General features: G+C 61.2%; 29 protein-coding genes and 1 tRNA gene. 19 read left to right on the top strand and 11 right to left on the bottom strand.

The features are described 5' to 3' along the window. Window positions 1-47: 47 nt before the first annotated feature. Window positions 48-401: a hypothetical protein gene (locus tag AC3WUM_RS01905; RefSeq protein WP_492408368.1), complete on the bottom strand. Its 354-nt coding sequence runs from the start codon at window positions 399-401 to the stop codon at window positions 48-50. Between the two features lie 504 nt (window positions 402-905). Between AC3WUM_RS01905 and AC3WUM_RS01900 the strand changes: the two genes are divergently transcribed. The 16 genes from AC3WUM_RS01900 (at window position 906) to AC3WUM_RS01825 (ending at window position 12,274) form a co-directional block, all read left to right on the top strand. Further along, the gene (locus AC3WUM_RS01900) at window positions 906-1,310 is read left to right on the top strand and encodes a hypothetical protein (protein WP_492408366.1); all 405 of its coding nucleotides are present in this window, start codon (window positions 906-908) and stop codon (window positions 1,308-1,310) included. Next, window positions 1,300-1,575: a DUF3077 domain-containing protein gene (locus AC3WUM_RS01895; RefSeq protein WP_492408364.1), complete on the top strand. Its 276-nt coding sequence runs from the start codon at window positions 1,300-1,302 to the stop codon at window positions 1,573-1,575. Before AC3WUM_RS01900 ends, AC3WUM_RS01895 begins: the two co-directional genes overlap by 11 nt. Beyond that, on the top strand, window positions 1,572-1,790 hold the full coding sequence (locus tag AC3WUM_RS01890; RefSeq protein ID WP_492408362.1) for a hypothetical protein: 219 nt from the start codon (window positions 1,572-1,574) through the stop codon (window positions 1,788-1,790). The genes AC3WUM_RS01895 and AC3WUM_RS01890 overlap by 4 nt, the downstream gene beginning before the upstream one ends. Next, window positions 1,787-2,425 (top strand): hypothetical protein, encoded by a 639-nt coding sequence (locus AC3WUM_RS01885; RefSeq protein ID WP_492408360.1) that lies wholly within the window; start codon window positions 1,787-1,789, stop codon window positions 2,423-2,425. The genes AC3WUM_RS01890 and AC3WUM_RS01885 overlap by 4 nt, the downstream gene beginning before the upstream one ends. 100 nt (window positions 2,426-2,525) lie before the next feature. Next, window positions 2,526-3,371, top strand: a complete 846-nt coding sequence (locus AC3WUM_RS01880) for a hypothetical protein (RefSeq protein WP_492408358.1) — start codon at window positions 2,526-2,528, stop codon at window positions 3,369-3,371. 104 nt (window positions 3,372-3,475) lie between these two features. Continuing rightward, window positions 3,476-3,706 (top strand): helix-turn-helix transcriptional regulator, encoded by a 231-nt coding sequence (locus AC3WUM_RS01875; RefSeq protein ID WP_492408356.1) that lies wholly within the window; start codon window positions 3,476-3,478, stop codon window positions 3,704-3,706. Continuing rightward, on the top strand, window positions 3,703-3,903 hold the full coding sequence (locus AC3WUM_RS01870) for a hypothetical protein (RefSeq protein ID WP_492408354.1): 201 nt from the start codon (window positions 3,703-3,705) through the stop codon (window positions 3,901-3,903). The genes AC3WUM_RS01875 and AC3WUM_RS01870 overlap by 4 nt, the downstream gene beginning before the upstream one ends. Next, window positions 3,900-4,097, top strand: coding sequence for a hypothetical protein (locus AC3WUM_RS01865; RefSeq protein ID WP_492408352.1), 198 nt, complete (start codon window positions 3,900-3,902; stop codon window positions 4,095-4,097). Before AC3WUM_RS01870 ends, AC3WUM_RS01865 begins: the two co-directional genes overlap by 4 nt. Further along, window positions 4,097-5,026 (top strand): hypothetical protein, encoded by a 930-nt coding sequence (locus tag AC3WUM_RS01860; RefSeq protein WP_492408350.1) that lies wholly within the window; start codon window positions 4,097-4,099, stop codon window positions 5,024-5,026. Before AC3WUM_RS01865 ends, AC3WUM_RS01860 begins: the two co-directional genes overlap by 1 nt. Further along, a complete protein-coding gene (gene dnaB / locus AC3WUM_RS01855) occupies window positions 5,019-6,416 on the top strand; it encodes a replicative DNA helicase (protein WP_492408348.1) in 1,398 nt (465 codons plus the stop codon). The genes AC3WUM_RS01860 and dnaB overlap by 8 nt, the downstream gene beginning before the upstream one ends. A 65-nt stretch (window positions 6,417-6,481) precedes the next feature. After that, window positions 6,482-7,234, top strand: coding sequence for a hypothetical protein (locus AC3WUM_RS01850; RefSeq protein ID WP_492408347.1), 753 nt, complete (start codon window positions 6,482-6,484; stop codon window positions 7,232-7,234). Window positions 7,235-7,390: 156 nt separating this feature from the next. Next, on the top strand, window positions 7,391-7,771 hold the full coding sequence (locus AC3WUM_RS01845) for a hypothetical protein (RefSeq protein ID WP_492408345.1): 381 nt from the start codon (window positions 7,391-7,393) through the stop codon (window positions 7,769-7,771). 68 nt (window positions 7,772-7,839) lie between these two features. Beyond that, entirely contained in the window at window positions 7,840-8,445 is a 606-nt protein-coding gene (locus AC3WUM_RS01840; protein WP_492408343.1) for a hypothetical protein, read from the top strand. After that, window positions 8,445-8,756, top strand: a complete 312-nt coding sequence (locus tag AC3WUM_RS01835; protein WP_492408341.1) for a hypothetical protein — start codon at window positions 8,445-8,447, stop codon at window positions 8,754-8,756. The genes AC3WUM_RS01840 and AC3WUM_RS01835 overlap by 1 nt, the downstream gene beginning before the upstream one ends. A gap of 103 nt (window positions 8,757-8,859) precedes the next feature. After that, the gene (locus AC3WUM_RS01830; protein WP_492408339.1) at window positions 8,860-11,727 is read left to right on the top strand and encodes a tape measure protein; all 2,868 of its coding nucleotides are present in this window, start codon (window positions 8,860-8,862) and stop codon (window positions 11,725-11,727) included. Window positions 11,728-11,752: 25 nt separating this feature from the next. Beyond that, entirely contained in the window at window positions 11,753-12,274 is a 522-nt protein-coding gene (locus AC3WUM_RS01825) for a hypothetical protein (RefSeq protein ID WP_492408337.1), read from the top strand. A gap of 84 nt (window positions 12,275-12,358) precedes the next feature. Here the strand turns inward: AC3WUM_RS01825 and AC3WUM_RS01820 are convergent, their stop codons facing one another. Further along, window positions 12,359-13,099, bottom strand: a complete 741-nt coding sequence (locus AC3WUM_RS01820; RefSeq protein ID WP_492408335.1) for a hypothetical protein — start codon at window positions 13,097-13,099, stop codon at window positions 12,359-12,361. Window positions 13,100-13,365: 266 nt separating this feature from the next. Here AC3WUM_RS01820 and AC3WUM_RS01815 point away from each other — a divergent pair, with 266 nt between their 5' ends. Further along, entirely contained in the window at window positions 13,366-13,851 is a 486-nt protein-coding gene (locus AC3WUM_RS01815; protein WP_492408333.1) for a hypothetical protein, read from the top strand. A gap of 49 nt (window positions 13,852-13,900) precedes the next feature. Here AC3WUM_RS01815 and AC3WUM_RS01810 read toward each other — a convergent pair whose 3' ends face one another. Continuing rightward, entirely contained in the window at window positions 13,901-14,116 is a 216-nt protein-coding gene (locus AC3WUM_RS01810; RefSeq protein WP_492408331.1) for a DUF4224 domain-containing protein, read from the bottom strand. 376 nt (window positions 14,117-14,492) lie between these two features. Between AC3WUM_RS01810 and AC3WUM_RS01805 the strand changes: the two genes are divergently transcribed. Both AC3WUM_RS01805 and AC3WUM_RS01800 read left to right on the top strand, forming a co-directional pair. Further along, window positions 14,493-14,633 (top strand): hypothetical protein, encoded by a 141-nt coding sequence (locus AC3WUM_RS01805; RefSeq protein ID WP_492408330.1) that lies wholly within the window; start codon window positions 14,493-14,495, stop codon window positions 14,631-14,633. A gap of 373 nt (window positions 14,634-15,006) precedes the next feature. After that, window positions 15,007-15,753, top strand: coding sequence for a hypothetical protein (locus tag AC3WUM_RS01800; protein WP_492408329.1), 747 nt, complete (start codon window positions 15,007-15,009; stop codon window positions 15,751-15,753). A 36-nt stretch (window positions 15,754-15,789) separates the two neighbouring features. Here the strand turns inward: AC3WUM_RS01800 and AC3WUM_RS01795 are convergent, their stop codons facing one another. The 8 genes from AC3WUM_RS01795 to AC3WUM_RS01760 form a co-directional block, all read right to left on the bottom strand. Then, window positions 15,790-16,320, bottom strand: a complete 531-nt coding sequence (locus AC3WUM_RS01795) for a hypothetical protein (RefSeq protein ID WP_492408328.1) — start codon at window positions 16,318-16,320, stop codon at window positions 15,790-15,792. Window position 16,321: 1 nt separating this feature from the next. Beyond that, window positions 16,322-16,984 carry a hypothetical protein gene (locus tag AC3WUM_RS01790; RefSeq protein ID WP_492408327.1) on the bottom strand — a complete coding sequence of 221 codons (663 nt, stop codon included), beginning with the start codon at window positions 16,982-16,984 and terminating at the stop codon, window positions 16,322-16,324. Between the two features lie 87 nt (window positions 16,985-17,071). Beyond that, on the bottom strand, window positions 17,072-18,295 hold the full coding sequence (locus tag AC3WUM_RS01785) for a tyrosine-type recombinase/integrase (RefSeq protein ID WP_492408326.1): 1,224 nt from the start codon (window positions 18,293-18,295) through the stop codon (window positions 17,072-17,074). 173 nt (window positions 18,296-18,468) lie between these two features. Continuing rightward, window positions 18,469-18,544: transfer RNA gene (locus AC3WUM_RS01780), tRNA-Thr, on the bottom strand. A gap of 71 nt (window positions 18,545-18,615) precedes the next feature. Then, on the bottom strand, window positions 18,616-19,344 hold the full coding sequence (locus AC3WUM_RS01775) for a type III pantothenate kinase (protein ID WP_492408325.1): 729 nt from the start codon (window positions 19,342-19,344) through the stop codon (window positions 18,616-18,618). Beyond that, window positions 19,344-20,294: a biotin--[acetyl-CoA-carboxylase] ligase gene (locus tag AC3WUM_RS01770; protein ID WP_492408324.1), complete on the bottom strand. Its 951-nt coding sequence runs from the start codon at window positions 20,292-20,294 to the stop codon at window positions 19,344-19,346. Before AC3WUM_RS01770 ends, AC3WUM_RS01775 begins: the two co-directional genes overlap by 1 nt. Next, the gene (gene plsY, locus AC3WUM_RS01765; RefSeq protein WP_492408323.1) at window positions 20,291-20,965 is read right to left on the bottom strand and encodes a glycerol-3-phosphate 1-O-acyltransferase PlsY; all 675 of its coding nucleotides are present in this window, start codon (window positions 20,963-20,965) and stop codon (window positions 20,291-20,293) included. The genes AC3WUM_RS01770 and plsY overlap by 4 nt, the downstream gene beginning before the upstream one ends. Window positions 20,966-21,071: 106 nt before the next feature. After that, window positions 21,072-22,952 carry an AMP-dependent synthetase/ligase gene (locus tag AC3WUM_RS01760; protein ID WP_492408322.1) on the bottom strand — a complete coding sequence of 627 codons (1,881 nt, stop codon included), beginning with the start codon at window positions 22,950-22,952 and terminating at the stop codon, window positions 21,072-21,074. Window positions 22,953-22,966 lie beyond the last annotated feature (14 nt).

Below are 22,966 nucleotides of genomic sequence, written 5' to 3'. Positions count from 1 at the left end.
GCGAGCCCTGCCCGCGAGGTAAGGCGACCGGCCACCTGCTGCGTGGGTTACTGCGCGACCGAAACCTGGGCCTGGGCCTCTTCGCGTTTGCGGCGCTTCTTGGCCTTGACCGCGTTCTTGCGATCGATCCACTGCTCCTTGTGCGTGGGCGTCGCGATGCGCGAGAGCTTTTCGCCGACGTCGTTGACGCCTTCTCTCAAGGTGCGCTTGAGTTCCTCGGCCGTGTCCTTGACGACCTGGACCACGTCCCTGCCGCCCTTGACGACGACCGACTTGGCCGACTGCAGCGATTGCGTGCCGGCGTTCAGCACGCCTTCGCCGTGGCTGATGATGCGCTGCGCCTGCAGCTTGGCGTTCGACACATTCTGGTTGACCGAATCAACGATCGACTTGGCTTCCATTCCGAGTTCCCGTTGTAGAAAGGCTGATGAAAAAGCCCGCAAGACGCGGTCGCAAAAGTCTGCGTCGCGCCGGGTGTCATGCGGCTGAACGGGGATGGCGGGAGGACGCAGCGGGAAGTGGTGCCGGCAGCAGGCTCCGCATACGTTATCTAACGTATTGATTCTGAAACGCTGAAATGCACATCCTTCCAATCGTTACGCACATTTCTACTCACAAACCCTCTTGACGTTGGCTCGCGACCGGTAGACGATCAACTCGCTGCTGCAAAAAACAGCAGTCGGGATTGGCGTCCCGGTCAGCAAAGGCGCTCCAAGCGCCCATCAACGATGTAGGCGCTTTTTTCATGCCTGCTCGATATGGTCGCGTGCCTCCAGTTCTACGGGGGGCGGCGCAGGAGAGTCGAAAGACTCACCGGTCCTTTGCCCGGTACGCCAATCCTGCGCCGTCCTCCACCTCGATTGGCGTCGCGGTGGTGGATACCTCAACGCAAAGGAGGCATCACCATGTCTGCATCCGTCACCCAGCATCAACCAGCACAAAACCGCGCCCGTCAACCACTCTCCGCCTACCGCGAGCCCAGGTTGTATCTTTCTGCGCCCAGCTACTTCACCAACTTTCAGCCCACCAAATGGGCTAGCGGCGCGACCTTCAGCCTGGATCTGCGCCTCGAGGATAAGTCCTGCCAGATCGACACGCGCGCCTACTGGACAGACCAGGGCTCAGTCCACAACGCGAAGCCGCACGCCTTCGTCGCACTCGACGCCGCAGTTCCAGGCTTCGGCCTGAGCTTCCGCGTTCCGAACCTCACCCCCAACCAGGCCAGGCAGCTCGCGGCGTACCTTCAGATGGCCGCGAACGAGGCCGATGAGTTCGAGCGCTTGGCCGCGGAGGTGCGCAATGGCAACTAAGTCCAAAACCGATCGCGTTACCAACCTGACGCCTTTCGGCAGCGGCACGCAGGTTTTCGCCGTACGTGGCGGCGTCCCCGTCGAGAAAGTGATCGACACTCTCAATGGCCTGACATGCGCGTTGCAACACACTGCCGAGGCTGCAGCAACCGATCGGAAAAACGAAGGCATCGCGTTCGCCACGCTCTATCTCGCAGAAATGGTGGATGGGCTTGCAACCGCCCTCTGGAATTCAAATCTATTTGCAACGGAGGTGGAAGCATGAGCGCCAAAGTCCCCACCAACATCCTCATCGCCAGCAGCCCCTCAGACACGCTCACCGCATGTCGAAACGTCCTGTTCTTCATCGAAGACGCAGCCACCGAAGTCGATCTTCAGCGCCAGTCCCAGACATCGGACGGATTCCGCTGGGTCGTGATGATGGTGCGCGAAGCTCTCGACTACGAAGCGGAGCGTGCTGCCGCAAGGGGCGCAGCATGAGCGCGAACTCCGAATTGTCTAATGGCGGCGGCGCATCGCGCCCGACCTCAACCACTGATACGGAGATCAACATGGGCATCGCAGAGAAAATCAACCTCCCCGACCACACCAAGGACCGAGTCGATGTGATGCAGTGGCGAGCAATCGTCACCGTTCACGAAGGCATCGATGAGGCGTCGGGAATTGTCTGCGCTCGCCAGCATTCAGTTGGCCTGTTCACCGAGTCCGAACAAGCGTGGCTAGCCGCCGCTGCCATGTGCGAACGAATGGGTGGCTACGCATACACCATCAAGCAAGTTTCGCCGGTGTCCGACGATGACGATCGCTGCTCCACTATTGAGGATGCCAAGCGACTCGTGCGCGAGTTGGAACGCCTCGTCGATGCCGACGTGCAAGGCGCCGTAAAGGAGAGACTTCAGATGCGGCTGGAGCTTCTGCGCAAGACGCTGATCACGGGCTGGACAGAAGTCGACGAGTCGCTGTTCTCAACGACGATGGCTATCGACCGTTTGCGGCGGCACGCCAGCGCGGCCCCGACCGAAGAGCTGACTGCTGTACTTAAAGGGCTCACGAGCGGAGCAGGCCTGCTTCATCGCTGGCAAGGCCGGGAAGGCCGCATCGGCAACGTTCGTTAGTACACTGCTCGCAAGCTGCACCTAGCCCGACGGGGCGAAGAGCCGGCATACCTTCCCGGCCTGGTGCAGCGCCTATTTCGGAGGGGCGCAGAGGTGCGCGATGAGTTCAGTTTCGGCGCTGACTTGGCGCTTCTTCCACCCATGGTGGACATACTCGAATAATGAAAAAGCTGTCCGGGGGTCGGACGGCAAGGCTGTTCATTACAGCGCTTACTCTGACGAACTGATGGATGCCGACGCTGAAGCGATGTGGAACATCGGGAAAAGAGCGTTTGACGAGATGGACGTCGACTCACTTGAGCAGTTTGAAAGTTTGGATCAGTCCTTCCACGATTGGATATCGTCATTTCGAAAGCAGCTACATAAGCTGCAGAACCAACATTTCTTCAGCCTGATTTCACCCGATGGGAAGGCGCAACCGGCTGATTTTCTTTTGACGACCAGCGAACTAGCCGTCGTCACGATTATGGAACATTCGCTTTCCTCCCAAAGCATAAAAGCAGAACTCGGTTCGTACACTGACGATTTTTTCCGCGATCTCTACCTTCACTGCAGCCTCGTGGAGCTTGCGGAAGCTTTCACCCTCCGGTCCACGATGGAAAGCGGTGTCATCGTCGCGGCACTTCGCGCTGCCGAATGCTTGAAACGTGGTCTAGCCGGGGAAAGTGGCGGCGAGTCGGCACATAAACTCTTCGCAAAACTTGCACTCGAAGGCGCTAAAAAGCGCCACGCAAACGATCCCAAACAACGAGAGAAGCAATTCGTTCGTGAGAGATTTCTCGAGTGGGAAGCAGACCCGAAGCGGTACAAGTCGATTGCGAAGTTCGCGCAGGACATGCTGGACAAGCTCGAGCACCTGGAAAGCCAGCGTGTGATTGAAGAATGGGTGCGCGGGTGGAGGCGACAGGCAGCAAACGATGAAATAGGTAGTCTGCCGGCAGACTGACCATTGTGCCGGCAGGGTTCCCATCCTGCCCGCACGCTGTTGATGTTTTCTGGAAATTGTGAGCACAGAATTCATGCCTGACCCAGTAAAACGAGGGATAGGCAATGAATATCGCTGCAACTCCGCACAAGCGGATCATCCGTCGGAGAGCGTGCGCTGCAAAACTTGGCGTCTGCGAATCGACGCTTCAGAAGTGGACGTACCCTAAGAGTCCCATCTACAAGCCCGACTTCCCCACCAAGGTGAAGCTCGGCCGCACCTCTGGCTTCTTCGAGCACGAGGTCGATGTCTGGCTTGAACGTCAGGCCGCCAAGACCCGCAGGGCCGCCGCGTGAGCGCCGCCATGACGCGGCTGCAGCTGGCGCGCAAGCGCCTCTACTGCACGCTCAAGAACACCGGCCTGAATCGCTGGCAGCGCGAACGTATCGCACATGCTGCGCATGACTTGGTTCGCGAAGGGGTTCGAGCAAGCCTCCTCGAAGCGCTCGGCACCCGCGGCGCCCGCTATCTGTGTGCGAGGAGTCTCCGGTGAAACTGCCGCAGACGCCCGACGAGGCGCTGCAAGCCGCTCGCGAGCGCTTCCGCGACGCTCTGCAAGCCGCTGAAGTCCATCCCGACTGTCACCTTGGCCTGATCGCCGCCGCTGAGGCCGTCGCGAAGGCTCGCGCTGTCGCGGAGACCAGCCGCACGGATTCGGGAAGGGCCAAGCCGTCCGGGAGTACCTGATGGACGCCAGGATCAGCTGCGAACTCCCATCGCACCCGAAAACCAAAAAGCTCATCAAGAAGCTCGGCCCGGTCGCCGGCTGGAATCTGGTTCGCCTTTTCCTCTGGGCCGCCGCCAATCGCAGCGACGGCAATCTCACCGGCATGACCGAAGAGGACATCGAGCTCGCCGTCGACTGGGATGGCGCCGATGGCGTATTCGTCAGCACGCTGGTCTCAGTCGGGTTCCTCGACACGCGAGGCGACGGCTACCAGATTCACGATTGGGCTGAGCACAACCCTTGGGCTGCTGGTGCTGAGCAACGCTCCGCAAAGGCCCGCTGGAACGCTGCAAAGCGCCACCATGGTGAGTCCGAAGCCGATCGCCTGGTGCCCGAGTACGCTGCCACTAGGAATGCTGCCAGCAATGCTAGTAGCAAGAAAGCAGCAGACACTCAGCAAGGCAGCAGCATGCTGGGACTGAATCGTAGCAATGCTCCGTCTCCGTCTCCGTCTCCGTCTCCGTCTCCGTCTCTTAACAGCTTGGAAACCGCTGTCGCGGTTTCTGTCTCCGGCACCGCCGGCGACGACGCGTCGCATGACGACGACGAGCAGAACAGCGAGCCCGAAGGCGAAGCACCGGACTGTCCGCACAGCGAGATCATCGCGGCCTACCACGCCGAGCTTCCGATGCTGCGCCGTGTCGCGGTGTGGAACGAGCAGCGCCAGAAATACCTCCGCAGTCGATGGCGCGAAGACCCGGAGCGCCAGGACGTCGCTTGGTGGAAAGGCTTCTTCACCTACATCCGGAAGTGCCCCGTGCTGGTGGGCGCAGTTGAAACCAAGGGAGCGCACCAGGGCTGGCAAGCGGACCTCGAATGGATCGTTCGGCCCAGCAACTTCCTGAAGATCATCGAAGGCAAGTACGAGGAACGAGTCGCCAATGCCTGACCCGAAGCAACCTCCTTACGATCTGGAATCGGAGCAATCCGTCATCGGCGGCGTGTGCATCCGAAACGCTGCTCTCGACGAGATTTCGCTTCTACCGGATGACTTCTACCGCGTCGATCACCAGCTGATCTGGGCGGCGATCCTCGGCATGCACGCCGATCGCATCCCGATCGATTTCGTCACGTTGGCTACCCGCATGCGAGAGCACGGGAACCTGGACGAGGTCGGCGGCCTGGCATACCTCGGCACCATCACCGCAGATTGCCCGAGCGCCGCCAATACCACGGCCTACGCAGACGTCGTGCGCGACCGCGCCGTGCTCAGGCGCCTCATCGCCGCCGGCCAAGACATTGCCAGCATCGGCTTCCGCCCCGACGGCATGGCATCGGGCGAATGCGTCGAACTCGCCGAGCAGCGGATTTTCTCGCTGCGTGCATCGATCAAGTCCAAATCTGATGGTTCGTCGTACAGCGCGGTGATGGACCGCGTGAAAGCGCAGATGGAGCGTAACAGCCAAGCGAAAGGCGGCGTCATCGGGCTGAGCACTGGCCTGGTCGATCTCGACAGCAAGACCGGCGGCCTGCAGGACACCGATCTGGTCATCGTTGCGGGCCGCCCCAGCATGGGCAAGTCGACGCTGGCGCAGAACATCGCCGATCACGTCGCGATCGAAATCGGCAAGCGCACCGCCTATTTCTCGATGGAGATGTCTGGCGAACAGATCGGCTTTCGCGCACTGGCGAATCAGACCGGCATTCCGATGAACATCCTTCGCTCCGGCGCCCTCAACGGCGAACAGTGGGACGCCGTCACCGAGGCGGAGAAGCGCCTCCGGCGCGCGCCGATGATCATCGACGAGTCCGAGTCTCTGTCTCCAATGGAGTTGCGCGGCAAAGCTCGCAAGTACTCGCAGCAGGCCAATCTCGGCTTGATCGTCGTCGACTACATCCAGCTGATGCACATCCCCGGCAGCAAAGAGAATCGCACCAACGTCATGTCCGAGATCAGCCGGAGCCTCAAGGCGATGGCGAAAGAGCTGCGCATCCCGGTGGTCGCGCTCTCACAGCTCAACCGCGGCGTCGAGCTGCGCGACAACAAGCGGCCGCGAATGGCTGACCTGCGCGAGTCCGGCGGAATCGAGCAGGACGCTGACATGGTCATGATGGTCTACCGGGACGAGGTCTACCACGAGCGCTCGCCGGACAAGGGCACTGCCGAGATCCTGATCGAGAAGCAGCGCAATGGCGCGCTCGGAATGGTCCGCGCTCATTTTCGTGGCGAGCTCCTTCGCTTCTCCAACCTTGCGCATGGCTGGCAGCCCACGAATTCGGAAGCTGTCGATTCCGGCGTGCGCCCGGCTCGCGGTTATATCGGTAGAGCGCACCAATGACCGACGGCCCGAGGAAGCTGCGAGTCGTCGCCGGCCCCGGGGAAGCCGGGCAGCTGCCAATTCGAATGAGCAAGGAAAAAGCCGCTGCCCAGCTGAAAGCACAAGGTGCGATATCTCCGAGTATCCAGGCAGTTGGCACGCTGCTTCACATGAGCACGCTCGGAAATAACCAGATAGATCCGAGTGAACTTCATGCCGTGCTATGCCGCCAGATCGGATCGGTCACAGCCGGCAGCATCGCAGGCCTCGAGTCGATGCTGGTTTCGCAAGCACAGGTACTCGACAGCCTGTTTCACACGTTTTCCCGCCACGCTCTCGTCAACATCGAGCGTAGCCAAGCCGTCGCCGAAACCTATCTGCGCATGGCGCTCAAGGCGCAAGGCCAAGCCCGACTGAACATCGAGGCTCTTTCTGAGATCAAGGCGCCGCGTTCGGTGGCCTTCATTCGGCAGCAGAACAACGCCAACGGCCCTCAGCAAGTCAACAACAGCTCATCCGGCCCTCGCTCTCGCGCAACGAAAAACAGGGCTTTCGGCACGAAAAACGAACTATTGGCGGTGACTCATGAAACCCCGCACTCCGGAACAACGTCAGCGGCAAAGCGAAGCCATCAGGCGATGGAAGCCCTGGGAGAAGTCGACGGGTCCGCGCACCGCGGCCGGAAGGTCGGCGTCAGCTCAGAACGCCCTAAAGCACGGGCTCTTCACCAAAAGCTCGATCAATGCTCGAGCACAGCTCATGGCGGAGGTGAACGAAGCAGTAAAGGCATTCGAACTCGAGCTAGAACGCACTCTCGTCCGACTTCAGCAAAAGGTTAGCGAGAACGAAAGATGAGTAACCAAGTGAGTACACCTAGGAGCGCCACTCAATCGACGCTCAAGAAATCAAATAGATGTCTTACGCCTGCGATGCCTGCACTCGATCTCGAATTCCCCTCGCCTGGGGCCTTCAGACTCACAACCGGAAAAATATTCGTGAACAAACCCATCGACCTGTCTGCATTGAACGAACTGCTGGAAGGAGCTGTTCAATCTTCCATCACCGCCGATGGAAGGCTGGAACTCTTTCTTCACGGGACGATTGCGCTCATTGCCTTCGTGGACAGTGACGACGGCCAAGCCACGGTGTCGCTGAAGCTGCACCCGTGGCCCTACGTGCCGCTCAGTCCGGCCGAAGAGAAGCGCCGCATCCTGAGCATGGCTTCCGCGCCGCTGAGCGAATGTTCGGTGCGCCGCGGCGATGCCGCTTCCGCCTCTGCTCTGCTGATCGGAACAACCGCACATCAGCTGCCCAGGCAGATCCACGTCGACCTCGCCGAGGCATGGCTAGCGCGCATGCGCGGCCGCCTTCAGTGACACCCTCAACAGCAGCCACGCGGATAGCTGCCATCAATCCCATCCGCACAACACTCCATAGGAATGAAATGAAACAGATGACCCCAGCACAAATCCGCGCGCGGCTCGCGGAGATCAAGCAAGCCGAGGAGGAGCACGGCAGTCGCGACCTCGACGCCGAGTTGCGCGAAGTACTCACTAATGGCGGCGACGTCGACGCACTTGAGGAGCAGCAAGTGCAAGCCGAACGCATTACGCGCCGCCTGCGCGTTGAGGCTCAAGCGCTGAAAGCGTCGCTCCCGGATGCTGAACGTCGCGAAGCCGAAACTGCTATCGCCGCGCTGACACCGCGGGCGGACGCTCAGGAATCCGAACTGAGGTCTTTGATCGATGAAATGGAGCCGCTGGTGAAGAGACTGGCACCACTTCTAGCTCGAGCCAATGAGCTGGACGTTGAACGAATCTCGCTGCACAAGGAAGTCTGTTCGATCAAAAGCTCGCGCGGTCTATCAGAGAGCGCACTGAAGGGTTTCGGTCAGATGCGAAGCGCACGTCTCAACACCCTGCGGGGCGAGCTTGAAAAAGCGTTTCATCCCCACCTGCAAATCGACGCTCCGATGGCTTTGATGAAGTACATCACAGGCTCTGAGTATCAGAGGTTCTCAGTCAATATCGATTCAAAGGAGGCTGCGTAATGAACTCCCCTTTCAACCCGCACTACAAGCCCAGCGGCCAGCTTGCTACGGCACAAGGCAGCGGTTCCCCCACACAGCCCAACCCCGAAATACAGGAGTTCGGGAACGAGATTGGCAAAGTAGTCGCCAAGTCCGTCGCAGAGGCGCTCCTTCCGCTGGAAGAGCGCGTTGCTCTCGCCGAAAAGCGGAAAGCCGTGGCCGCTCGTTACGGCGAGGTGATCGCCAACGCTTTGTCAGGTGAAGCCTTGAGCGAAATGCATAGGCGGTGCGGCCCGCTGACGGCCGACCTCTCCAATCTGCCCGCCGAGTAGAAGACGGCGTGAGCCAGCCAGGGGTCATCTGCCCGACGGCCCCTGTTTTTTCAGAGCACAAAATGCGAAGGCGCCATCAGCGCCCGCAAATTTGGAGGTTGTGATGAGTGACGGAATGAACGTCGGCTCCATCTATTACGAGGTAGATTCCGACACGTCGAAACTCGTGAACAGCACGAGCAAGGTCGACGATAGCCTCGACCACTTGCAGCAGGCTATGGGGAAGACCGACGCATCTGCGGGCAAGCTGCAATTCAAAATGGACAGCGTGGCGGCCGCTGCCAAGAATTTCGGAAAGGAAACCACCGCTGCGTCTTCGTCGCTCGACGGATTCACGCGTGTGATTGCTGGTTTCTTGACGCTGCAGGGTGCAAAAGCCGTCTCCGGCATGGCTGATGCCTGGACCGAGCTGCAGAATCGCTTGCGGCTCGTGACCAACGGACAGGACGAACTGAACAATTCCACGAACGCCTTGTTCGCGATCGCACAGGAGACGAGCCAAAGCATCGAGTCGGTCGGCACGGTGTATCAGCGCTTTGCCCAGAACGCCGACTCGCTGGGGCTCAGCCTCGATGACGTGGCATCCATCTCCGGTACCGTCGCGAAAGCGGTCGCGATTTCTGGCGCCAGCGCGCAGGGCGCTGATGCTGCTTTGACCCAGCTTGGCCAAGCCCTCGCATCCGGCACGCTTCGCGGCGAAGAGTTCAACGCGATCATGGAGCAGACGCCCGGCCTCGCGCAGGCGCTGGCAGATGGACTCGGTGTTCCGCTCGGCCAGCTCCGCGCACTCTCGCAGGAAGGAAAGATCACGTCGGCTGAGATTATTCGCGCCATGCGGAACGCTGCGGGTAGCGTGGATGAGAAGTTCTCCACGCGCGTGCAGACCGTGAGCCAGTCGCTTGTCAATTTGCAGAATGCGATGAAGCGGTTTGCTGGCGAGGCCTCAGCATCAACCGGCGCATCTGAAACGCTGGCGTTGGTCATCGGCGAGATTGCAGACAATATCGATTCGTTGGCATCGGCGCTGTTATCGATCGGCGCCGGGGCTCTCGCCAAATACGTCGTGCAAACTGGCGCAGCTGCAATTGCGAGTACCAGGGCAACGCTTGCTGCACGCGGGAAAGCCTCGGCCACGCTAGCTGCAGCTCAAGCCGACCTTGAGGCGGCGAAAGCTGGACTGGCCGCCGCTGCCTCGATGGCACGCGCAAGTGGCAGTTATGCCCACGCGACACGTGCTGCTGTCGTTTATCGAACCGCGGTGGCGAATGTGGCTGCAGCGCAGACCGCCCTGGCAGCTACTGGGGGCACACTTCTCAGCCTTTTGGGTGGCCCGCTCGGTCTTGCATCTCTGGCCATCACCGCCGGCGCCGCGCTCTATTTGTTCCGCGATGGAGCAAGCGCAGGAGAGCAAGCGGCGCAGAAGTTTGCCAATGCGGCAAAGCCTGCTTCCGATCGACTGCAGGAATTGATCGACAAGCGGAATGAGTTGGCCGCCGGAAAGCCGATGCTTTCTTCTGAAGAGACCGAGACGATCAAGGCTGCGACCGAGGATGTGAAGCGGTATAAATCCGCGATCGAGGAGCTGGTTAAATCTCGCGCGATGCTGTTTGCAGGTGGAGATCGCGAAGGAGCTGATCGCATCAATGGCGACATCGACAGGCTCAATGCCCTCATCAAGCTCGCCGAAGACCGCATCGCTCAACTCAGCACCGCGCCGCTCTCACAGTCTGGCGCGCGCGATCAGGACGCAGAAAAACGCCTCCAAGCGATGCGTGATGAACTCGCCCTCACGAAGCTCTTGGGCGTCGAGCGAGCGAAGCTGCAAGCCATTCAAGCCTTGGGGCCTCAAGCCTCGCCAGAACAGAAAGCCGAAGCCGCCGCAGTTGCCGTCCAGATATTTCGAGTTCAGGAAGCCCAAGAGCAACGCGCGAAAGCCGCTCAAGATGCGAAGAAGGCAGAGGATGAGTTGACCCAAGCGACTGAAGCGAATGCGAAAGTCGTGAATGATCTCGCACAAGCCCTCTCTTTCGCGGCCCTGTCCGGGGAGGACTTGGCGGTTGCGCAGGCAATGGCGAGACTCAATTCGTTCGCGAAGCCGGGAGACGTGGCCAATGTTAAGGCCTATGCACGCGCTCTGTATCAAGCCGACCAGATCGAAAAGGGACGCCAGAAGTTCGGAGACGATCCGGACAAATACATCCTTGGCGACGTCGATCCTTTGTCCGGAGGCGCCTTCGACAATCAGCTGGCGCGGTATCAAGCGGAAGCCGAAGCAGAGAATGTTCGGTACGCGAATCAACTAAAGCGCCTGGAGGATGCGAGAAAGCTGCAGATTGAAACCACCAGTAGCTACGATGCGATCGAAGAGCAGATGGGCCAGCAGCATGCCGATCGCATGGCTCAGATTGAGCAGGCGAAGATGCAGACGATCCTCTCTTCCGGCGAACAGGGGTTCAGTGCGTTGGCCGATATCATGCGAACGGCAAAAGGTGAACAGTCCAGCATCTACAAGGCCATGTTCATGGCTTCGAAAGCGTTCGCCATTGCGCAATCGATCATCAGCATTCAACAGGGAATTGCGCAGGCCGCCGCGCTCCCTTTCCCCGCGAATCTTGCCGCTATGGGTACCGTCGCAGCTGCTACCGCTGGCTTGGTGAGCAACATCTCGGCGGTGCAGTACGGCAGCGGTCGCCAGTACGGCGGCGATGTCAGACCCGGCAAGCTGTGGCGCATCAACGAAGCCGGCGCCGAGAGGCTAGTAATGGGCACGGCTGCCGTGATCAGCCCACCTTCAATTTCTACGGCACGAAACTACAATCTTGGTAGGCCATCCCCGTTTACAGCAATCAGGCCGCTACGAGAACCCTCCAATGTCCTCCTTGATCTACTGCACCGACACCACTCAAGTTATGGTGGCGACCGACACACTGGCGGCCGTACATGGCGGAGCCAGGCACGCATTCGTCAGTAAGGCCTTCATGGTGCCCCATCTACGAATGATCATTGCCGGAACTGGAGTTGGTGGTTTCGCGGGAGATTGGGCTCGCGAGGTAAACGACTGGATGGTTACCCGAAGCATCGATAATCTCGATGCGCATACGCCTGAAGCATTGAGATCGCGCTGGAAGGCGTATCTGGAGAAATTTCAGCCCAGGGAAACGCTCACCACGACGGTCTATCACTTCGGCTTCTCAGAGGCCGGCGAGATGCGGGTTTATGTCTACCGGTCAACGAAAGATTTCGAGTCAGAGAGTCAGCCCGTCGGCGGCATCGGCGCTAAGCCCGACTGCAACCTCAACCAGCCGATTTCTCTACCTGCAGACTTCGTAAAGTTGATGCACGAGCAGCGGGCTTTGCAGGCCTTGGAGCCAGTGGACAAAAGAATTCACATCGGTGGCGAAATCCACGTCATCCACCTGACGGCCAGCGGATTCAACTGCTGGCCACTCCATCGGTTCGACGACTATGAAAGCGACTGGACTGAGATGACCAACAATCTGCACAAGGACGGCGAGTAACTACGTGAGTAGGGTTGGCTTTCAAAGCTGACCCTTGCCTCCCGATGCAATGCCCCATGTAGGCGTCGAACGCCTTTCGTAGGCCTATCCGAGAGCAAGCCTAGCGTCGCGAATGGTTTGAACGGAGTCCCCAACTTTTCGTCGCAAGTCGTGAAGCTCTTCGAGCGTTTCCTCCCAGTTGTGTTCGTTGTCTCCAGACGCAGGTTGATGCTCGTCAAAGTACCTCAAACGGCGAAGCTTCTCTCGGATTTCCAAAACAGCCTCAATAATCTCGTAGGTCTGAAGCTCGTTGACAGCGACAGTATCGAAGGCAGCAATTACGCCTTCCCAGTCAACCGGTGCATAGTGCAGTCCGTATGCAAATCTGTTGCCTTCAGTTTCCATGGCGGAAAGGAAGTCATTTGCAGCGGTCAATGCATGGTCACTCAACACCGCGAGGTTATTAAGGCGCCTGCGGTCAAGCTCACGGTGCGCACTTTTCGCATGTCGAACGGGCACCACGATCGCAACGAGGATCGCCACAATCGCGCCAATCGCTTGCGTCCAGCCTGCCGCTTCTGCGGACCAGATGTACGTGGTCCATAAATCATCTGGAATAGCAGGGATGAGCAGCGCAACCAGCAATGCGATGGTGACCGCCCCCCAAGCAGCTGCAGCACGCATCTCCCACTTCGTAGCCTCAGCTCTTTCCATCACGCCCCCAAGCGTTCGAAAGCGCTGAGCATCGTGGAGGATGCCGGCAGGCGCAATAGCCCGACCCGGAAGCAGATCAAATTGGACAAGCCTCTCCGACGCCTTCAATCCGCTCGCCGCGAACAAAGCCAAGCGCTTCTTCTTCGGTGTCGAACAGAGGAGTACATATGATACTTGTGCCCTCTTGTCTCACACAGCGATAGCGCGTCCCAACCTTTTGCAGAAACCACATCACCTTGTCACTCACGGAAGCCTCCGTTTTTTGGTGGAGATTCCACGCTACCCTTAAACGAAGCGATTTGTGCAAAGTGATCATCGAACTCCGATGGTCTGTCGGAGTGACAGAGGCACGTCTCCGATGAGGAAGTAGTACGAAGCTAAACCAACACGCCAATAGGATGGCGACCCTTCATACGCTGAGAATCGACATGCGCTCATTTAGGACGCCGGCAGACCCGGAATACCTCTCGGCTATCGGCCGGGCTGTTTACAACTTCGGATATTTGGAGGGCTGCATCTGTGACATTGTGGCTCGCATCTCACCGGCAGGGCATGCCGCCATTCCTAGAAATCCCACTGCAGACGGCATTGCGATGGCTTTCCGAAGAGCGATCAAGAAGGCTACTCCTGCGCTGACTGACGGCATGCGCGCCTGCCTAGAGGAAATACAGGAGAAATTTGATGATCTGATTGATTTTCGAAACGAGCTTGTACATGCGCGTCCGCATACGTCGCCTGACGGCAAGCAGCTGCTGCAAGGGCGAGAGGGGCCGATCCACATAGAGAACATTCTCAAATCTGCTGCCCACTTCGAAAATCTTGCGATCTACGCCAATTGGGTCTACCACGACTCACTTTACGAGGAGCGGCCTGGGCCGCGATGAAACTGATACACCGCGGCCTCGGCGGGTTCTAGCTAATTGGATTTCAACTTTATTTCACCGCGCCCCAATTCGGCTCAACTTTAAGATGTTTCCGCGGCTGTGAGCTCGGATTGAGCTTTTCTTCAAGGTGCACACGAAGCACCACTAGCGACCCATCCGGCCGTATGCCGTAGGTCAACCCTAGTGCTTTTAGCACCCGTGCCTGACCATCCGCACGGACCTTGCGCGTGAGATCGCGCAGTTCTTCATCAGAAAGAACCAGCATTTACCACTCCCTAGCTTTCGTGAGCTTCATATAGCCGCGTCGATGGTGAGGTGGTAGTCCTTAAGGTATTTCGTGCGCTCGGAGGTCGCTCCCCTTTTCGGTGAGCAGGTAATCGCGCCCCTCCACAAGCCGGGCGCCCCGATCTGTTCCTTGGCCCAACTGGAGAAGTCCCGGGTAGCCCCTGGAATTACGAAAATGGAGGCGGTGAACGCCCGCCTACGAGATCTCCACAAAAGCCGGCATCCGATTGCGGTTGGGTCGGCTATGTCTGATTCTTTGAAGAAACAATCAAAGAAGATCAAAGCAGTCCAGCAGGGAGGCAAGTCGTACTGACTTCGTTTTGGTAGTCGATAATCAGATAGTGACTGACTCGCGAATGGTTGCCATGCACTTCGGGAAGAGGCATGGAGATGTTCTCCGAGCAATCTCCAGACTGGAATGCAGTCCTGATTTCGCACAGCGCAATTTTGCGTTTAGCTATGAAATCAACCATTTGCCATTTCGAATGGTGAATTAGCTTGGTCCACCAACCCGCACCGATGAACCGTAAGTCATGACAAGTAATGTCAAGGTAGCGGCATTGAAACCGTGGCCTGGAAGCTCGCGAAAGCCGTAGCCATCCACTTGTTTTCAAATGCAGATCTGGCGGCCTGCCGAGATTTGATGCCGCCAGCAAAACTCGGCTGCCCCACCATAGGATTGCTCGGGAATCTTCTGGCGAGCCAAGGCCACTCGGATTTGAAATCCGAGTCGATGGGTAAGTTTTGGCAAGGTAGGGGTGCCCGTTGCATGCGCGGTTCCGTGGGTGCGGCGGCATCTTCCACGGTCTGAGCACCGCATCCAGGCATGCCCGATGTACTCTTGAAGCGGGGATGTGCTTGGGGAGCACGATGAGCGAAACCGTTTCTTTGCCGAAGCCACGGTGTTGGCACACGATCGCAGGCATGATCGCGACTGTGATCTATCTGATCGGAATTACAGCGGTCGTCTGGGGGAAGCGGGACACGTTGCCCGCACTCACCCTCAACGAACTGGGGGACTTCACCGCAGGAGCGTTCAGCCCGCTCGCATTTCTTTGGCTTGTTGTTGGCTATCTGCAGCAGGGTGAGGAGCTTCGGCAAAACACCGCTGCATTAGAGCTTCAAGCAGCCGAGTTGAAAGCCTCCGTTGACGAGCAAAAAGCCCTGGTCGAGATATCTCGCGACCAATTGGAACATGCACAAGAGGCCTATCGCCTCGCCAGAAAGCAGGACGAGATTTCTAAAAGCGCAACTTTCCGGCTGATCGAATATGGTTATGCAACTGAGTCACCTGGCCGCATCAAATCCCAATGGCGGCTGAGAAACGTCGGATACGACGCCCTTGAACTGCGCGTTCGCTACGCCGATTCTAACTTGGCAGCATGGAACGAAACTAAAGCAATCGACGCAGTTCGGTCAGGACTACATGCGAGTATCGCGCTAGTTGATGACATTCAGAACCCTAAAATTGGCGCAGTTGCAGTCGAGTACCGCGACGGAACTGGCTTCAAAAAGAGGACCACGTGGATGCTTAAAATGGACGGAAGGCTTAAGTCTTTAACCGGACGAACAGGAGCCACGACCATTCTCGATGAAGAGCTTGATCAGGACTCGTAACTTATCTGACTACTTCCCAAAGAAAAACCTCGGCTATTACTCGGGCTCAGGTTCTGGCAAGTCGAGCGCGATCTGGCTATCGACGGGGGGTAATGGCAGGTCTTTTATTCCTCTCACCTCCATACCTGCTTGACGAGCCTTACGTGCCAATCCGTTGTCGTCGGTATAAAGCGCTGTCGCGCCGATAGAAAGTGCTGTACCGAGTATTTGCCTGTCGTACTTAACCTTAGCCTTTGTGGCATCACCGAGCGTGCGCGTCACTCGCTCTCCGGCCGTGATCATCGCCACCTCGACGGCAGCTAGCTCATCAAAAGGCAGAGTCCGAATGCGGTATGTGCTGGTTAGAGCCGCCATCAACTCAGCCGCCCGACTGGACTGCGTCACGAGTACTTCGGCCAGAGCCGGAGTCGGGATTCCAATGCGGACATTGGCAGAGGCCAGCTCAGCAATAAGATGCTCGATACGGTCTCTGGCCCGCTCGATCGGTTGTTGAGTTTCCGGATCGGACGGAGCGTCTGCATTTTCATCGACAAGCAACAAGGCAAAAGTCGCGTCGAAGATCACCATATCAACGAGCCTTCCGGATATTCTTCACCGCGTCTTGAAGCGGCACGTCGTCAAGCACCTTGAATTCGGCGGCACGGAAGCGAACAAGCTCCCAGCGGCCCTCAATCGTACGAGTCCATCGACCCTCGCCACGCAAGCGGAGTGGATTCCCATAAATATGGGGCGCGAGCTGCCGCGCCATCCCGCGATCAACCTCACACGACCAAACCTTGCCCTCACCATCTTGGACGAGCGCATGCGCCGATGCGTCTTGCCCGCCGACGCGTAGCAGAACGCCTTCAATTTCAGTTGCCTTGTTGAAGGGGCCAATCTGCTGAGGCGTGTGTTCGCGCACACCCGGAAACTCGAGCACCTTCGTGTCGCCGGCCTTCAGTGACCCCTCTGCGTTGTCCTCGCGCAGCATGCCGTTCAACTTGGCGACGGTCTTGCGGAGCGGGCTGTCAGGCTCGGCCGACCGGGCAGCATTCACTCTCCGACGCGCCCTGATTCGAGCTTCGGATTGCACTGCTACTTTCAGGATGCAGCTGCCCTTTCCTAACCCAGCAAAATGAACGCGATCCTTTTCACCTAGCAGTTCAGCGAGCAGCACCATGTACTCCGCCAGGCGAGCCAGCGGAATAGTTTTCGGAGAATAAGCTCCGATCTTGAACTCGTAGTCCGTCATGACTGCATTCACCGTTTCCACCGCGAGCGTAATTTACCGCCCGCCCTTCCGCCACTTTCAAGGCGCCTGACGCGTACGCAGCCGCGATCAAGCCGCCGCTTTGCCGAAGCTCGCAGCAACAACATTGCCACCATCCGCGAGCCTATCAAGGTAGTCTGCCCAGGCCTGCATCATCTTCCGGCGCTCGTCGAGATAGAGAGCGTGGTTATAGGCGGCCTTGACCTGATTCCGCTCAACATGCGCGAGTTGCAACTCGACCAGGTGGCTGGCCCAGCCCATTTCGTGCAAGCGCGTCGACGCCGTCGATCTGAAGCCGTGGCCGGTCATCTGGTCGCTGGCATATCCCAGGCGGCGCAGGGCGGCGAGCACGGTGTTCTCGCTCATCGGCCGCTTGTTGCTCCGAACGGACGGGAATAGGTAGCGGCCTGTCCCAGTGACCTCTTGGAGATCGCGCAGCAGAGTCACGGCTTGCTCGGACAGCGGAACTATATGCGGGGCGCGCATCTTCATCTTCTCGGCAGGGATGCGCCATTCAGCCGCGTCGAGATCGATTTCCGCCCATTCGGCGTGTCGCAGCTCGCCAGGGCGCACGAAGACGAGCGGAGCGAGCTTTAACGCACAGGCGGTGACGAACTGCCCCTGGTAGCCGCGGATGACGCGCAGCAACTCGCCCAAGGCCTTCGGCTCGGTGATGGCGGCATGATGCTTCGCCGGCGCCGTGGCGAGCGCGCCGCGGAGGTCTGCGGCGGGATCTCGCTCAGCCCGGCCGGTGGCGATCGCGTACCGGAAGACCTGGCTGCAGCGTTGCAGTACCCGATGAGCCGTCTCGAGCTTGCCCCGCTCCTCCACTCGCCGCAGCACCGCGAGAAGTTCCGGCGGCGTGATGCTGCTCACGGCTCTGGCGCCGAGCCACGGGAAGACATGCGACTCTAGTTGAGCCTTCGCCTTGTCGAGAGTGGTCGTCTCCAGCTTCAACGCCAGCTTTCCCAGGTACTCGCGAGCAACCACCTCGAAAGTGTTCTCGGCTGCGGTACTGAGCGCCAGGCGCGCTTGCTTCCGGTGGCTGCTCGGATCGACACCCTTTCGCAGCATCGCCCGGGCCTCGTCGCGCGCTTTCCTGGCGTCGGCCAAGCTCTGCTCCGGGTAGACGCCTAGGGAGATCATCTTGGCCTTGCCGGCGAAGCGGTAGCGGAACCGCCAGTACCTTGAACCAGTGGGCGCAACCTCAATGCACAGGCCGGCGGAATCGGCCACGCGATAAATCGCGGCCTTCGGTTTCAGGCTTTGCAGCTTCGTGTGAGTAAGCGGCATGGTGAGTAACTTCTCATGGGAGTAGCCGCTCAGCGGCCGTTACTCCCGATGTTACTCACTCAAGATGGAGGCTGTCATTGCGCGCCCTTACTCCGAATTACCCGACCAAACGCCGGTATCCAGTAGGATTTTTGCGCAACTTACTCCCTCTTACCGCTTCATCTCATATCTATTGGTGCCGGCAGCAGGAATCGAACCCGCGACCTTCGCATTACAAATGCGCAGCTCTACCAACTGAGCTATGCCGGCGTGCGTCGGGGGCGGATATTAACCGAGACGCTGGGCCGCGTCGTCTGCGATCCGCAAGCGCCCGCGCCCGATCAGCCGCTGATGCGGGCCAGCGCGCGCAGGCCTTCGAGCACGAGCAGCGGACGATGGCGCCATCCCGCGTCGAGGCCCGCCAGCAAGGCCGGCGCATCGCCGCCGGTGATCCAGCGTTTCGCCTCGGCCCCGGCGATGGTGGCGGCGCGATCGACCGCGCCGAGGCAGCCGAGCATCGCGCCCTGGCGCACGCAGGCCTCGGTGTCGAGCCCCAGGCCGGTGTCGTAGCGCGCGTGCTCGTCCCGCGTGGCAAAGCGCGTGGCGCCGAGCACGGCGCGCTGCGAGGTCAGCAGGCCGGCGGCGATGAAGCCGCCTTGATGACGGCCGCTTGCATCGAGCACATCGGCGGTCAGCGCGGTTCCGGCATCGACGATCACGGCGGCGCGGTTCGGCGCTTCGGACCAGGCCGCGAGCATGACAAGCCAGCGATCGACGCCGAGCCGTTCGGGCTCGCGATAGGCGTTGCGCAGGCCACCGAGTTCGGCCACCGAGCGCGCGTAGCGCGGCGCACGCGCCCATCGCGCCTGCACGGCCTCGGTCAGGCGCGCTTCGGCGGCCGGGCCGAGCACCTGCGAGATCCACACCGACGCGCCCGCATCGAGATCGGGCAGCATGGCGATGGCCGCGACGGCGTCGCCCGCATGGCTCACGGTGGCGATCGGCTCCAGCGCATCGCCGCGCGCGATCGCCGCCTTGATGCGGCTGTTGCCGATATCGAGCAGCAGCATCAGGCCAGCCTCAGGCTCACGTCGCCCGAATGCACGAGCCGGCGCAGGCCGTCGACTTCGACGATCAGCGCGCCGCTTTCGTCGACGCCGCGCGCGATGCCGAAAACCGGCGGCTCGCCACTCAGCGTGACCGCGCGATCGCGCGTCAGATCGAGTTCGGACCAGACGGCGCGGTCGGCACCGAAGCCCTGCGTCTCGAACGGCTGCAACATCGCGAGCAACTCGCGGATCAAGCTGGCCGCGAGCGCGTTGCGCGAGGCCGGCGGGCGCTGCGCCGTGGCGAGCGCTTCGTTGAGGCTGATCCAGGGCTGGTCGATGCCTTCGGCCTGCGCGCCCGACATCGCCACGTTGAGGCCGATGCCGATGACCACGCGACAGGCTCCGCCGGCTTCGCCGCGATGCTCGATCAGGATGCCGCCGAGCTTGCGGCCGGCGGCGTACAGATCGTTCGGCCACTTGAGCTGCACCTCGCGCAGGCCCTGCGCCTGCACCGCGCGCGCGCAGGCGACGCCGACCGCGAGCGGCAGCGCGGTGAGCTGCGGCGGCCAGCTCGAAAACGACCAGGCCAGCGACAGGTACAGATTGGCTCCGAACGGCGAGCGCCAGGCCCGCCCACGCCGGCCCCGGCCGGCGGTCTGGAATTCGGCGAACAGCAACTGCGGATCGTCGGCCGCGTCGGCGACGAGCAGCTGCTGGTTGGTCGAATCGGTGCTGCCGACCACGCGCACGCGGGCCGACGGCGCTGCGGCCGCGAGCTCGGCTTCGCGCAGGCGTTCGAGCGGCTGCGCGAGCCGATAGCCGAGCCCCTGGCGCGCCTCGACGTCGAGCCCGAGATCGCGCAGTTTTTCGATGCGCTTGGCCACCGCCGCGCGCGTCACGCCTTCGGCGTTCGCGAGGTCTTCGCCCGAATGCCAGGCGCCGTCGGCGAGCGTATCGATCAGATCGTTCATGCCTGCTGTTTTCTGCTGTCGAGCCAGCGGCCGATCAGGCGAGCCTTCTCGAAGCGATGTTCGTCACCGCGCAGCAGCCGGCGAATGTTCTCGCGATGCTTGAAAGTGACGAGCGCGGCCATCGCCACCGTGAACAGCGCGGGCGCCGACAGCGGGCCGTGACGGTCGATGACGAGCGCCCACAGCAGCGCGAACACCGAGGCGCCGAGCGTGGCCGCGCTGACGTAGCCGCTGAACAGGATCACGAGCACGAACACCAGCAGCATGCCCGGCAGCGCGAGCGGCATCAGCGCCCCGAACACGCCGGCCAGCGTCGCCACGCCCTTGCCGCCGCGCAGGCCGAGCGTGACCGGATAGCAATGGCCGAGCGCGACGCCGACACCGCACAGATAGCCGAGCGTTTCGCGCGGCAGCGCATCGCCGCCACCGAGCGCGGCGGGCCACGGCAGCGCCGGAACCAGCAGCGCCGCGATGACGCCCTTGAGCACGTCGATCAGCAGCACCGCGACCGCGAAGCCCTTGCCCTGCGTGCGCAGCGCATTGGTCGCGCCGACGTTGCCACTGCCGAACTGGCGCAGATCGACGCCGCCGCGCAGCCGGCCGACGATCTGGCCGCCCATGAGGTTGCCGATCAGATAGGCCAGCAAGGTCTTGGCGAGGTCTTCGATCATGTCCGCTGGAGCACGGCCTGCGAGGACGGGAATGGAGTGCGGCGCAGTGTAGCGCCGCGGCGCGGGTTCAAGAGCGCAAGCCTGCGGCGCGATTGCGGCGAAGCGCTCAAACGCCCGCGTTGCAGGAGCAGTCCGTTTTGGCGGGCAGGAAATGGCCCGCGTACAGGCGCTCGATGTCGCGTTCGTATTGGCGCGCGATGCAGCTGCGCTTGAGCTTGAGCGTCGGCGTCTGCAGGCCGTTGGCGACGCTCCACGGTCCCTCGACGAGCGCGACCGCGCGCAACAGGCTGTTGCCGTCTCCGCTCGCGAGACGCTGCAGGCAGCGCTGCAGCAATTCGGCTTCGAGGCGGGCGCGAGCGATCGGCGAATCGTCGCCGGGCGCCAGGCCCAGACGCGCCCGCAGCGCGGCGAGCGCGTCGGCGTTCGGCACGATCAGCGCGGTCAAAAACGGCCGGGCCTCGCCGACGACCATCACCTGCTCGACGATCGTCTCGACGAGCAGCCGCTGCTCGATTTCGCTCGGCGACACCTTGCGTCCGGTCGAGGTGACGATGACTTCCTTGAGCCGGCCGATCAGGTAGATGCGGTGCGTATCGAGACGGCTGACCTTGTCGCCGGTGTGCAGCCAGCCGGCGTCGTCGAGCGCATCGGCGGTCGCCTGCGCATCCTGCCAGTAGCCGAGCATCAGCGACGGCGAGCGCACGAGCAGCTCGTTGTCGGGCGAGAGCCGGGTTTCGACGTTGTCGAGCGGCAGGCCGGCACTGCAGGGATCGTTGTCGTCGAGCCGGTTGACGCTGACCACGGGCCCGGCCTCGGTGAGCCCGTAGCCCTGCAGCAGCGGCACGCCGAGGCCGATGAACAGCCGCGCGATCTCGGGCGCCAGCGGCGCACCGCCCGATACGGCCAGGCGTAGCCGGCCGCCGAGCCGTGCGACGAACTGCTCGCGTGCGCGTCGCGCGATCGCGCTGCTCAGCGAAAGACGGCGACGGCCCTGCCGCTGATGCGCGGCCCAGCCCGCTTCGATCGCCAGATTGAACAGCGCGCGCTTGTGCGCAGGCGCCTGTTCGAGGCTCGCCATCACCGCGGCGTGCAGGCGCTCGTAGACGCGCGGCACCGCGATCAGCAAGGTCGGCTGGCCTGCGAACAGGTCTTCGCCGAGCTGCGCGGCGCTGCGCGCGTAGACCGTGGTCGCACCGGCGACGACCGCTCCGTAGGCGCCGGCGACGCGCTCGAACAGCGTCGCCATCGGCAGCACCGAGAAGTAGCGATCATCGGCCGAAATCGTCAGCGCGCGCGTGCAGGCGAACACGTTGGCGAGCAAGGCGCGATGCGACAGCATCACGCCGCGGCTCGGCCCGGTCGAGCCCGAGGTGTAGACGATGGTGGCGAGCGATTCGGGATCGATCGCGGGCGCCTCGCCCGTGTCTTCGGCCGGCTGCGGCAGCCACTCGTCGATCGTCGAAACGGCCGTGAAGCGGTCGCCCAGACCATCCGCGCCGCCTTGCTGCAGCACCACCTGGCGCAACAGCGGAAACGCACGCAGCGCGCTGGTTTCGCGCCAGCCGTCGGCATCGCGCAGCAAAGCCAGAGCGGCACCGCTGTTGTCGAGCAGGTGCGCGGTGTTGCCCGGCGTGTCCTCGTTGTATAGGCCGACGAGCACGAGGCCCAAGGTCTGCGCGGCCCAGTCGATCGCGAGCCAGCGCGGGCCGTTCTGCGACTGCACGGCGACGCGCTCGCCGGCTACCAGTCCTGCGGCACGGAATCCGGCGACGTAGCGCAGCGCCAGAAGTCGCAGATCGCGCCAGCTGAAATCCTTCCAGCTATCGCTGGACGCATCGTGGTAGCGACAGGCGATCGCATCGGGCGTGCGGCGCGCGCGCGCGGCGTAAAGATCGGCCAGCGTGCGGATTTCGCTTTCGCTCAGCAGCCCGGCGTCGCCGAGTCCGGCGGACGAGCGGTCGATCAGTGAAAGCTGTGCGAGAGACATATCGATCGACCGGT

Source organism: Hydrocarboniphaga sp. FW305-C-57, from assembly GCF_058783045.1.
The sequence above is the reverse complement of the archived record's forward strand: the minus strand, read 5'-3'. Positions and strand labels throughout refer to the sequence as shown.